This window comes from Proteus sp. CA142267, assembly GCF_003336825.1.
GTDB classification, from domain to species: Bacteria; Pseudomonadota; Gammaproteobacteria; order Enterobacterales; family Enterobacteriaceae; genus Proteus; species Proteus terrae.
Genome location: NZ_QPMG01000001.1, coordinates 407,933 through 419,474, shown reverse-complemented (window position 1 = coordinate 419,474; position 11,542 = coordinate 407,933). Strand labels below are relative to the sequence as shown.

The window sequence follows — 11,542 nt, the reverse complement described above, 5'->3', positions numbered from 1 at the left end:
CATCCACATAATCTCATACTATTAAAACAAAAAATGTTGTTAGCAATAGAGAGAATAGCAATAACAATGAAGGAATATTCTAATATAGCTCTTATTGAATGTCTGTCATTGATTTTTAGGAAACCACTAATGATAACTTTTGCTTAAGATGTTATTAAGTAAACATTTATCTTACGTAAAAATAGCTAAATAATTTCACACAAAAAGGCATCAAAGTAATATAGGAATTCATCGAATTAAAAAGAAAAGTAGGATCAAAATAAGTTTAAATTAACTTAGTAAGCCAAGATTAATCATTTTATGAACAATAAATTACAATTAAATAACCACACAGTTGATTTTTAGAAAAATTCCCGCCTAAATCTGTGGATGGTGGTAATATAACAGTTTGTTATACTGCGAATTGATAAGAACTGTCCATCCCCATAAGAATGGGATCTTGCTAAAATAAAATGCTGACAGGAGAATAAAAATGGATGCATTAACACTGCTTTTGAACCGCCGTTCAGCTTCTCGACTGACTACTCCAGCCCCTGATAGTGAAGCCCTCAATACTATTTTACAAGCCGGTATGCGCGCGCCTGATCATGGTGCACTTAAGCCTTGGCATTTTGTTGTGATGCAAAATGAAGGTATAGAGCGTTTTAGCCAGTTACTGCATAAAGCTGCGGTTGTGGGTAATTTAGGGCCAGAAGTTGAAGAAAAAGCAAAAAATGCACCTTTTCGTGCCCCATTGATCATCACTGTTATTGCGAAAGTGAAAGATCATCCAAAGGTTCCTAAATGGGAGCAGGTTGTCGCTGCTGGTTGTAGTGTTCAAGCAATGCAAATGGCGGCGGTTGCTCAAGGATTTGGGGGGATTTGGCGTTCGGGTTCTTGGACTCATGATGCAGTGGTAAGAGAAGGACTTGGCTGTGGTGAACACGACCAGATTATTGGTTTTCTTTATTTAGGCACGCCAGCCCTGAAAGCGCCAATGACGGTTTCTCCTGCTGACTTAACTGATTTTGTGACTTATTTTTAAAAAGGATGGCATGTTATGTCTGAAGCAATTCGTTTAACACAGTATAGTCATGGTGCAGGTTGTGGTTGTAAGATCTCACCAAAAGTTTTAGAAACCATTTTACATAGCGAACAAGCTAAATTTCATGATCCTCATTTACTCGTAGGTAATGAAACCAAAGATGATGCTGCTGTTTATGATTTAGGAAATGGTACAGGTATTATCAGCACTACTGATTTCTTTATGCCAATCGTTGATAACCCTTATGATTTTGGGCGTATCGCTGCAACAAATGCAATCAGTGATATCTTCGCGATGGGTGGTAAACCTATTATGGCGATTGCTATTTTAGGTTGGCCTATTAATAAACTAGCACCTGAAATCGCGCGCGAAGTGATTGAGGGCGGCCGAGCCGCTTGCCAAGAAGCAGGTATTTCACTGGCTGGTGGTCACTCAATTGATGCACCAGAACCCATTTTTGGCCTTGCAGTAACAGGTGTTGTGCCTGTGAGTAAAGTGAAGAAAAATAGTGAAGCTAAAGCTGGGTGTCAGCTCTTTTTAACAAAACCTTTGGGTATTGGTGTATTAACAACTGCTGAGAAGAAAGGTCTGTTAAAACCAGAGCACCAAGGTTTGGCGACAGAAATTATGTGCCGTATGAATAAAGCCGGTTCTGATTTTTCTGATATCGAAGGCGTCACTGCAATGACTGATGTGACAGGATTCGGTTTATTAGGGCATTTAAGTGAGATTTGTGACGGCTCTGGTGTACAAGCCACTATCCATTTCTCACAAGTACCAAGATTACCAGAAGTAGAGTCTTATATTGAACAAGGCTGTGTTCCGGGTGGTACAGGGCGTAACTTTGAAAGTTATGGTCATTTAATAGGTGAGATCACTGAAATGCAACGTAAATTACTCTGTGATCCGCAAACATCAGGTGGCTTATTATTAGCAGTATTGCCTGAAGCGGTTGAACAAGTGAAAGAGGTTGCCTCACGTTTTGATATCGAATTAACTTCTATTGGTGAGCTAACCGCGCCAGTAGCTGGAAAAGCGTTGATTGAAGTGACTAACTAACGTAATGAGATTATTTATTGCAGAAAAACCCAGCCTTGCTCGCGCCATTGCTGATGTATTGCCAAAGCCTCATAAAAGGGGTGATGGCTTTATTCTTTGTGGTGATAACCAGTATGTGACGTGGTGTGTTGGTCACTTACTTGAACAAGCTGAGCCGGATGCATACGACCCGCGGTATGCCCGCTGGTCGTTAGATGATTTGCCTATTATTCCTGAAAAATGGCAACTCAAGCCCCGGGCTGATGTTAAAAAACAGCTAGAAACTATCAAAACACTACTTAAGCAAGCAAAAGAAGTGATCCACGCGGGAGACCCCGATCGTGAAGGTCAGCTTTTAGTCGATGAAGTGCTTAACTATTTAAATATCAGCGAAGACCAAAGAAAACAGGCGCGTCGTTGCTTAATTAATGACTTAAACCCAGCAGCAGTGACGCGTGCTATTGATAAGCTACGTTATAACCATGAGTTTGTACCATTGTGTGTATCTGCTTTGGCACGAGCTAGAGCAGATTGGCTTTATGGTATTAATATGACTCGAGCCTATACGCTTTTAGGTCAACGCAATGGTTATCAAGGTGTATTGTCCGTGGGGCGAGTACAAACACCAGTATTAGGCTTAGTGGTTCGTCGTGATGAAGAAATTGAAAATTTTGTGCCTAAAGATTTCTTTGAAGTTAAAGCACATGTTGTAACACCTGCCGATGAACGCTTTACCGCGATTTGGCAGCCAAGCGAGCACTGTGAACCTTGGCAAGATGAAGAAGGGCGATTATTAAATCGTAAGCTTGCAGAGCATGTTGTTGAACGAATTAAAGATAAACCTGCCAATGTAACGGATTATCAAGATAAGCAAGAATCTGAAATAGCACCTCTCCCTTTTTCGCTTTCCGCATTACAAATTGAAGCCGCAAAACGCTTTGGTTTAAGCGCACAGCAAGTCTTAGATACGTGCCAAAGACTATATGAAACGCATAAATTAATCACTTATCCGCGTTCTGACAGTCGTTATTTGCCTGATGAGCATTTTGCTGGTCGCCATGCCGTTATTAATGCGATTAGCACACATGATGCAAGCCTATTACCGCAAGATACCTTAGATATTGATAAAAAGAATCGTTGCTGGGATGACAAAAAAGTTGATGCCCACCATGCAATTATTCCAACGGCAAAAACGGGTAATATCTCATTAAGTGAAAATGAGAAGAATATTTATTACCTCGTGGCTCGCCAATATCTAATGCAATTTATGCCTGATGCTGTTTATCGTAAATGTGTTATTGAACTTGATATTGAGAATGGCAAATTTATCGCTAAAGCACGTTTTTTAGCGCAAGCAGGATGGCGAATATTATTAGGTGCGAAAGAGCAAGATGCCGAAAATGATGGTTCTGCATTGCCAGTGGTGGCTAAAGGTGATGAGTTGCTGTGTGAAAAGGGAGAGATTGTTGAAAAGCAAACGCAGCCTCCAAGACCTTTTACTGATGCGACATTGCTTTCTGCTATGACAGGAATTGCGCGCTTTGTTCAAGATAAAGAACTTAAGAAAATCCTAAGAGCGACGGATGGATTAGGTACTGAAGCGACAAGGGCGGGAATTATTGAGTTGTTATTTAAGCGAGGCTTTTTGCAAAAGAAAGGACGAGCCATTAACTCAACTCCAGCAGGTAGAGCATTAATTCATGTATTGCCAGATATGGCAACTTTACCGGATATGACGGCACATTGGGAATCGATACTCACGCAAATTAGTGAGAAGCAATTTAAATATCAAGATTTTATGATGCCATTAAATAACACCTTGATAGAGTTGATTACTCAAGCGAAACGTCGCCCGAATATTCAAGCTTTCAGAAATCTTCCCGCACCGACGCATAATAAAAAGCGTAAGGCAGCAACTAAAGGAAGTAACAAAGCAAGCGTGACAAAAAATAAAGTGCAGAGTAAAGAAGCAACAACGGATAATTAAGCACAAATAAAAAGCACTTCCTTCGTAATCTCAGGGAAGTGCTTTTATTGAATTAAAATTTAATTAGATTTTAAATTCAGCCCAAACTGGTGCGTGATCAGAGGGTTTTTCCATTCCTCGGATCTCGTAATCAATTCCTGTTGAAATACAATTATCCGCTAAGCAGCGACTTGCTAGAAGTAAGTCAATACGTAAGCCTCGGTTATCATCGAATCCTTTAGAACGATAATCAAACCACGAGAATTTATCATCAGCTTCAGGATGTTGTTGGCGGAAAGTATCTGTTAATCCCCAGCCCGTTAATGTTGCCAGCCATTCCCGCTCTTCTGGTAGGAAAGAACATTTACCTGTTTTTAACCAGCGCTTCATATTATTTTCGCCAATACCAATGTCTTTATCTGTTGGGCTAATATTTAAATCACCCATAATAAGCACTGGAGAAGTCGGTTTTAAGCTGGTGGTTAGGTAATTTTGCAAATCAGCATAGAACTTTTCTTTTGCTGGGAATTTAGTCTCATGATCACGGCTTTCACCTTGAGGAAAATAGCCGTTCATGACTGTTAATAAACCTGCTGGTGTTTCTATATCAGCCATGATCATTCGACGCTGAGCATCGTCATCATCACCCGGAAAGCCTTTACGCACTGCAATTGGCTTCTCTTTTGTGAGTAAAGCAACGCCATAATGCCCTTTTTGACCATGATAGAAAACGTGATACCCCAAAGTACCCACTGTATCTAATGGAAACATATCATCATGAACTTTCGTTTCTTGAAGTCCAATAACATCCGGCTGATGTTTTTCTATGATAGCTTCAAGCTGGTGAGGACGAGCACGTAAACCATTAATATTGAAAGAGACAAATTTCATGTGACTGTAACCATTTATATATTGAATAATAGGATGTCTTATACTAGCAGGATCATAAAATGAATGTAAGTAAATCACTGAAATGATGGCACGGCTTATCAAGAAAAAGATAAAATTAGATAAAAATAAAAGCCATTAAATAGAGTGTGCAAATTTAATAAAAATAATTAATTGCATAACAAAAAATATTAATTAAACAAACTAGAAACATAAACTAATCTTTGATAGAAGAATATAAGTATTATTATTCTTTATATGTGAAGAATGATGACATAATAAAAATAATATTGTAGTTATAAATTGTATTCATTAAAAGGAGGTAAAGGAATATTTATATAAAACTGCTTTTATATAAATTTAAATTTTAAATTAATTAATCATTATTTTATTTACATTAAATGAATTGATGAAATTATTTTATTCTACACAGCAAAGGAATGGTGAATTATGTTTTTTTCTCGTAAGTTAGAAGCCTTTATGGCTGTAGTCGAAAATGGCTCGTTAAGTAAAGCTGCACGCGTGATGAATCGCACGACACCTCCCGTCGCTAAATCTATCAAAGACTTTGAAGCCGTGTTAGGAAAGCGTTTATTCAAGCGAGAGAAGTTCGGTATGAGTTTAACCCAAGAAGGACTTGAGCTTTATAATGATTTAAAATCGCTTTATCTTCAGGAGAAAGAGATAACTAAAAAACATATCTCGGGGATCATAAACAATAGCATTCATGTTTATTATGATTGGGGGAAAAGTCAGTATTTAACTCAGTTTTATCAGGCGGCAAATAAAAATTATTCCCATATAAATATCATGCGATTTTCAAAAGAAAACTTTGAAGAAATACCCGACTATGATGGTAATACATTAATATTAAGCTCTGAGAAAATTATTAGTGAAAAATTTAGCCTTCTTCATAAAATAGAAAATAAACACTTAGGTATTTGTTGTCAAAAAATACTTGTGAATAGTGTGAATAATAATATTGATAGGCTTTTAAGTGAAAATATTTGGTTATGTGATCCGGCATTATACAAGACAGCTAAGATAAAAAAATTAGAGAACGAAATCGGGAATAGAGGAAAAACCGTGTGTGTCAGAATAATGGATGATCTTAATTGCTGTTTACGTTTTATTCAAACGCATTATTCTCTTTTATTAACTGACGAAAACCCATTGAAAAATGAGTACGAAGTAGATTTATGTTTTATACCATTAACGCAACCTGAAATACGGTATAGCTGTTATATCTATAAATCTAAGTATCATTCAAGTGTATTGAATCGATTTTTGGATTTAATTGATAAAATGGAATAAAAAGAATTTTTAGAGAGTAAAGCTAAGAGGAGATGGTGGTGGGAGAAGGATTCGAACCTTCGAAGTCTGTGACGGCAGATTTACAGTCTGCTCCCTTTGGCCGCTTGGGTATCCCACCAACATTAAATTGTTTTGCTGTCCGTGACAGCGGGCGCAATAATACCAAATACCTGAGATCTGTAAAGCGCTATTTTGCTAAAAATCGACTGACTGCTGTAAAAATGCGCGTATCGTTCAAGCTTTATGCGCTATCGTATTGATTTTAAGCAATATGATCCATATTAGTAAGGGATAAAAAAATAAACCGCGATATGCTTTATATCGCGGTTTACATTTAGATAGCCATAATGTGTACGTTATTAGTGACAGAAAACTTATAAAATGATGGTTCTGTTACCGTAAACGAAAACTCGTTGCGAAAGTACCCAATATAAAGCATGGCTAAGAACATTCTTTTCAACATCTCGACCTGCTCTCATCATATCTTCAGCAGAAAACGTATGGTCAACATTAATCACGTTTTGAGTGATGATTGGGCCTTCATCTAAATTATCATTTACGTAGTGTGCTGTTGCACCAATGATTTTAACACCGCGCTCATAAGCCTGATGGTAAGGACGTGCACCAATAAAAGCAGGTAAGAAAGAGTGGTGAATATTGATAATTTGATTTGGGAAATTTTGTACAAATGCAGGTGTTAATACACGCATATATTTTGCGAGTACAACATAATCAGGTTTGTATTGATTAATTTGTGCAATTAATTTTTCATCATGTTGATCACGAGTTAAGCCTTCATGGCTAACAAGATGGAAAGGAATACCAAATTGTTCTACTAAATGTTTTAACGTGTCGTGGTTACCAATGACGGCGGCAATTTCAACATCCAAATCACCAAATGCACTTTTCATTAATAAGTCACCCAAGCAGTGTGCTTCTTTTGTCACCATAATGACAATGCGACGACGGCCTGCGGTATTTAATTCGCGTTTTGAGCCTTGTGGTAAAGCATCATCTAAATCCGCAAGAAAGGTTTCATCATTAAAGATACCTTCCAGCTCGGTGCGCATAAAAAAGCGACCTGTACGATGATCAACAAATTCACTATTTTGAACAATATTTAATTGATGTTTGTAGCAAATATTCGTGATTTTAGCGATAAGTCCTTTTGCATCAGGGCAAATAGTACGCAGTATTTTTTTTTGAGTATTTTGGTGTTGCATGTATGGATAAATCCTTTCTTTTACTTCTGTGTTTGCAGTTATTTGATGTTATTTTCACAACATTTTTTGTATTTACGTCCTGAGCCACAAGGGCAGGGATCGTTTCGTCCCACTTTCGGTTTCACACCGTCAATATAAAACCAACAGTCATCTATTTTTAGAAAACGAGAGCGTTCATGTAAGTACTGTTTATCATCGGCATTTCTTTCAATAAAGCAAGCCGAGAATTCAACATATGCCTCATTTTTATTTGTGCTCGCTTGCGATGAGATAACATTGAGTCCAAGCCATTGTGTATTTGGAAAGCCTGAAACTAATTCATCATGCAGGGGTGCAACACGACAAGAAGGATGCCACGTTTTTATTAAGTAATTAGCATTATGTTTAACGAACGCGCTATAACGCGAACGCATCAATGCTTCTGCTGTAGGGGCGTTTTTTTGACCTAAGTGGTAAGGCTCACAGCAATCAGAGTAGAATAATTGGCTATTGCAGGGGCATAAACTCGACAAAATAATGTCCTAACTCACGTTATCAGTATGACGATTTCCCATAGATTGAAAAAAGTAACTATTGGGAATAATTAACGTCAATGTTGAACTAAACTAATAATGTAGCGCTAATTAATCAGCATGTGAAACGATAGTTACCGGAGTCACCAATGAACAAAGCCTTAGTGGGTAAAAAAATCTTAATAATTGATGATGAGGTCGTTTTTCGCACAATGTTGACGGAATATTTCTCACATGAGAAGGCTTGTGTCTATACAACAGATAATGGTAGCCAAGCATTATCTTTATTAGAAGGGGGGTTGCTCCCTGATCTTATTTTATGTGATATCCGTATGCCGGTAATGAATGGACCCACTTTTTTGTGTCATCTTGAACAACGAAAACTGGCTATTCCTGTTATTGCTATTTCATGTACAGATAATATGGCTGAAATAGATGATATGTTGCGTTTAGGGGCACAAGAGATTTTTCTTAAGCCAATAACACATCTTGATAAATTAAAACAAAAAGTCATTGAAGTATTATGCCCTGGCTTTTTTGAATCAGTATTAATAGAAGGTATACATTTAGAGCCACTTTGGAATAGCTTACGAAAAGATACCCATTATATTCAGTCGTTCATAAAACAGATGCAACCTCAGGTTAAGCAAGTTGTTGCGGGATATTGTGTTAATTATCGACAATTAAATGATATCGCTAAAATGGGGTTATTATTTGATATTGCGGCTTTATCAGAAGATCAAATTATTTTCTATTGTGTCGATATATCGAGAGATGATGAAAATGGACTTTTGGTCGCTTTACTCTTACGGGTTGTTTTTAATGATGTATTAAAATCATCAGAAAAAGTGCAATCTTTGCCGAGTATGTATAATATGTTGAATAAGCTAAATAAAATGCTTAATGAGATTGGGGTAAAAGGACAATTTCCTATTACACTCGGTTATTATCATACTCAGAAAAAAAATATACTATTAGCATCAGCAGGTTTAAAAGCTGAAATAAAAACAGAAAGTAAAAAATTTGAATTAAATAGTGGTGTCCCCTTAGGCACATTGCAACTTTTATATATTAATCAAGTAAAATGCGAGGGAACAAATTGGCAATGCAAAATTTGGGATAACACAAATCAGATAAAATTAATGTTTTCTCCTATCTATAAAAGTTAAATTTAGATTAAATAAAAACAGAATATCGTGCATATATTAAACATAAATGAAGAACTATCTCAATTAACGGATAGGCCTCTGTTTATCCTTAGATATTAGCTGGTATACTCTGGCGATTATTTTTTAATTGTACCCATTCATATTTGAAAGTAGAACGGTACGAATTGCAGGAGAAGTATAATGTCATCAGCAGTGCGTAAAGTTAGAAAAGCGGTGATCCCTGTTGCTGGATTAGGAACAAGAATGCTACCTGCAACCAAGGCAATTCCAAAAGAGATGTTGCCAGTGGTTGATAAGCCTCTTATTCAATATGTAGTGAATGAATGTATTGCAGCAGGTATTAATGAAATTGTGCTTGTTACACATTCATCTAAAAATTCAATTGAAAACCATTTTGATACAAGTTTTGAATTAGAAGCGATTTTAGAAAAACGAGTTAAACGTCAGTTATTAGAAGAAGTACAAGGCATTTGTCCAAGCCATGTTACTATTATGCAAACTCGTCAGGGAATAGCAAAAGGATTAGGCCATGCCATTTTATGTGCTAAGCCACTAATTGGTGATGAACCTTTCGCTGTTATCCTGCCTGATGTTATTTTAGATAGATACAGTGCGGATTTAACAAAAGTTAACTTAAAAGAGATGCTTTCTCACTTTGAACGTTCAGGTGCAAGTCAAATCCTTGTTGAGCCTGTTCCTGAAGATGAAGTTTCTAATTATGGTATTGTTGATTGCATGGGCGAAAATTTATGTCCAGGTGATAGCAAACCGATTACTCGTGTTGTTGAAAAGCCTAAGAAAGAAGAAGCACCTTCGAATTTATCTATCGTTGGGCGTTATGTGTTATCTGAAAGTATTTGGCCACTATTAGCGAAAACCGCACCGGGTGCCGGAGATGAAATTCAGTTAACTGATGCGATCGCAATGCTGATTGAAAAAGAAGCTGTTGAAGCTTATCACCTACAAGGGAAAAGCCACGATTGTGGTAATAAACTAGGATATATGAAAGCCTTCGTAGAGTACGGAATACAGCACGAAGAGTTTGGCGAAGATTTTGCACAATGGCTAAAATCATTAAAGATACAGTGATATAAAGCCTATTAATAATCATTTATATGGTTAATTTCATTGTATAATTTCCGTAAATGCATGTTGCGTATTTTATGGAAAAAGCTAGATAAAGCGGTTGTAAGAGATTAAGGTATGGCTCAATACATTTAGTATTGAGCCATGTTGATTTCTGTAATGTATAACGATGTTAAGCGTTATGATGTTTAATCAAGGTGATATTAAGCATGATAACGTTGACATAAAAAATAAATTATTGGGTTATTTGAGTGATAATATGAAAATATTGGTAACAGGTGCTGCGGGTTTTATTGGCTATCATATGAGTCAGCGTTTAATCGAAATGGGTTATCATGTTGTTGGAATAGATAACTTGAATGACTATTATGATGTGCGCTTAAAAGAAGCTCGACTAGCTAAATTACAACAGCTAGAAAATTTCCATTTTGAGAAACTTGATATCGTTGACTCAGCAAAAGTGGCTCAATTATTTGCATCACACCAATTTGACCGAGTTATTCATTTAGCAGCTCAACCGGGTGTTCGCTACTCGATTGAAAATCCAATGGCATATATTGATGCGAATATCGTTGGTCATATTAATATATTAGAAGGTTGTCGCCATAATAAAGTTGGACATCTTATCTACTCATCTTCAAGCTCTGTTTACGGTTTAAATCAGAAACAGCCTTTCTCTACAGAAGATAGTGTTGATCACCCGGTTTCATTATATGCAGCAACAAAGAAAGCCAATGAGTTAATGTCTCATAGCTATTCACATCTATATCAATTACCAACAACTGGATTACGTTTCTTCACAGTATATGGCCCTTGGGGACGCCCTGACATGGCATTATTTAAGTTCACTAAAGCAATGTTGGCGGGTGAACCTATTGATGTTTATAACGGTGGAAATATGACGCGTGATTTCACTTATGTTGATGATATTGTGGGGTCAGTTGTTCGATTAGTTAATGTTGTACCAAAAGCAGATGAAAACTGGACAGTAGAGAGAGGTGAAACATCTTCAAGTTCTGCACCTTATAAAATCTATAATGTGGGTAATGGACAACCTACTAAATTGATGGCATTTATTGAAGCGATAGAAAAATCACTCAATATTAAAGCTAAATTGAATTTAATGCCGATGCAAGACGGTGATGTTCTTTCTACTTGTGCTGATTGCCAAGATTTGTCTGAGACAATCGGTTTTTCGCCGAATACAGCAGTAGAATATGGCGTAAAACAGTTTGTTGATTGGTATTTAAGTTATTATAAAAATTAATAATATTGATTTAATTAAATCAAAGAAAAAAGGAGCTATAAAAGCTCCTTTTTCA

At 36.7% G+C, this 11,542-nt stretch carries 10 protein-coding genes and 1 tRNA gene; 7 read left to right on the top strand and 4 right to left on the bottom strand.

Translation table 11 applies throughout. From position 1 onward, the window contains the following. Nucleotides 1-472 precede the first annotated feature (472 nt). The 3 genes from C0T34_RS01945 to C0T34_RS01935 are packed head-to-tail and all read left to right on the top strand — an operon-like array spanning nucleotide 473 to nucleotide 4,049. Nucleotides 473-1,024, top strand: a complete 552-nt coding sequence (locus C0T34_RS01945; protein WP_109849624.1) for an NAD(P)H nitroreductase — start codon at nucleotides 473-475, stop codon at nucleotides 1,022-1,024. Between the two features lie 15 nt (nucleotides 1,025-1,039). Beyond that, nucleotides 1,040-2,083: a selenide, water dikinase SelD gene (gene selD / locus C0T34_RS01940; RefSeq protein ID WP_088495360.1), complete on the top strand. Its 1,044-nt coding sequence runs from the start codon at nucleotides 1,040-1,042 to the stop codon at nucleotides 2,081-2,083. Nucleotides 2,084-2,087: 4 nt separating this feature from the next. Next, the gene (locus C0T34_RS01935) at nucleotides 2,088-4,049 is read left to right on the top strand and encodes a DNA topoisomerase III (RefSeq protein WP_098942559.1); all 1,962 of its coding nucleotides are present in this window, start codon (nucleotides 2,088-2,090) and stop codon (nucleotides 4,047-4,049) included. 63 nt (nucleotides 4,050-4,112) lie between these two features. Here C0T34_RS01935 and xthA read toward each other — a convergent pair whose 3' ends face one another. Further along, a complete protein-coding gene (xthA, locus tag C0T34_RS01930; RefSeq protein ID WP_098942560.1) occupies nucleotides 4,113-4,919 on the bottom strand; it encodes an exodeoxyribonuclease III in 807 nt (268 codons plus the stop codon). A gap of 447 nt (nucleotides 4,920-5,366) precedes the next feature. Between xthA and C0T34_RS01925 the strand changes: the two genes are divergently transcribed. Next, complete coding sequence (locus C0T34_RS01925; RefSeq protein ID WP_098942561.1) at nucleotides 5,367-6,230, top strand: LysR family transcriptional regulator; 864 nt, start codon at nucleotides 5,367-5,369, stop codon at nucleotides 6,228-6,230. A 33-nt stretch (nucleotides 6,231-6,263) separates the two neighbouring features. Here C0T34_RS01925 and C0T34_RS01920 read toward each other — a convergent pair. The 3 genes from C0T34_RS01920 to C0T34_RS01910 all read right to left on the bottom strand — a co-directional run bounded on the left by C0T34_RS01920 (nucleotide 6,264) and on the right by C0T34_RS01910 (nucleotide 7,965). Continuing rightward, nucleotides 6,264-6,348, bottom strand: a tRNA-Tyr gene (locus C0T34_RS01920). Between the two features lie 256 nt (nucleotides 6,349-6,604). After that, nucleotides 6,605-7,453, bottom strand: coding sequence for a formyltetrahydrofolate deformylase (purU, locus tag C0T34_RS01915; protein ID WP_069368973.1), 849 nt, complete (start codon nucleotides 7,451-7,453; stop codon nucleotides 6,605-6,607). A 38-nt stretch (nucleotides 7,454-7,491) separates the two neighbouring features. Continuing rightward, nucleotides 7,492-7,965, bottom strand: a complete 474-nt coding sequence (locus C0T34_RS01910) for a YchJ family protein (protein WP_098942562.1) — start codon at nucleotides 7,963-7,965, stop codon at nucleotides 7,492-7,494. A 149-nt stretch (nucleotides 7,966-8,114) separates the two neighbouring features. On the opposite strand from C0T34_RS01910, the gene rssB reads away from it, so the two are divergent. The 3 genes from rssB to C0T34_RS01895 all read left to right on the top strand — a co-directional run bounded on the left by rssB (nucleotide 8,115) and on the right by C0T34_RS01895 (nucleotide 11,487). Next, nucleotides 8,115-9,134 carry a two-component system response regulator RssB gene (rssB, locus tag C0T34_RS01905; protein WP_098942563.1) on the top strand — a complete coding sequence of 340 codons (1,020 nt, stop codon included), beginning with the start codon at nucleotides 8,115-8,117 and terminating at the stop codon, nucleotides 9,132-9,134. A gap of 180 nt (nucleotides 9,135-9,314) precedes the next feature. After that, nucleotides 9,315-10,223, top strand: coding sequence for a UTP--glucose-1-phosphate uridylyltransferase GalU (galU, locus tag C0T34_RS01900; protein ID WP_098942564.1), 909 nt, complete (start codon nucleotides 9,315-9,317; stop codon nucleotides 10,221-10,223). Between the two features lie 256 nt (nucleotides 10,224-10,479). Beyond that, entirely contained in the window at nucleotides 10,480-11,487 is a 1,008-nt protein-coding gene (locus C0T34_RS01895) for an NAD-dependent epimerase (RefSeq protein ID WP_098944069.1), read from the top strand. Nucleotides 11,488-11,542 lie beyond the last annotated feature (55 nt).

Coding starts and splice junctions, on each gene's coding strand:
- C0T34_RS01945 (WP_109849624.1), top strand. CDS start 473: ATGGATGCATTAACACTGCTTTTGAACCGCCGTTCAGCTTCTCGACTG.
- selD (WP_088495360.1), top strand. CDS start 1,040: ATGTCTGAAGCAATTCGTTTAACACAGTATAGTCATGGTGCAGGTTGT.
- C0T34_RS01935 (WP_098942559.1), top strand. CDS start 2,088: ATGAGATTATTTATTGCAGAAAAACCCAGCCTTGCTCGCGCCATTGCT.
- xthA (WP_098942560.1), bottom strand. CDS start 4,919: ATGAAATTTGTCTCTTTCAATATTAATGGTTTACGTGCTCGTCCTCAC.
- C0T34_RS01925 (WP_098942561.1), top strand. CDS start 5,367: ATGTTTTTTTCTCGTAAGTTAGAAGCCTTTATGGCTGTAGTCGAAAAT.
- purU (WP_069368973.1), bottom strand. CDS start 7,453: ATGCAACACCAAAATACTCAAAAAAAAATACTGCGTACTATTTGCCCT.
- rssB (WP_098942563.1), top strand. CDS start 8,115: ATGAACAAAGCCTTAGTGGGTAAAAAAATCTTAATAATTGATGATGAG.
- galU (WP_098942564.1), top strand. CDS start 9,315: ATGTCATCAGCAGTGCGTAAAGTTAGAAAAGCGGTGATCCCTGTTGCT.
- C0T34_RS01895 (WP_098944069.1), top strand. CDS start 10,480: ATGAAAATATTGGTAACAGGTGCTGCGGGTTTTATTGGCTATCATATG.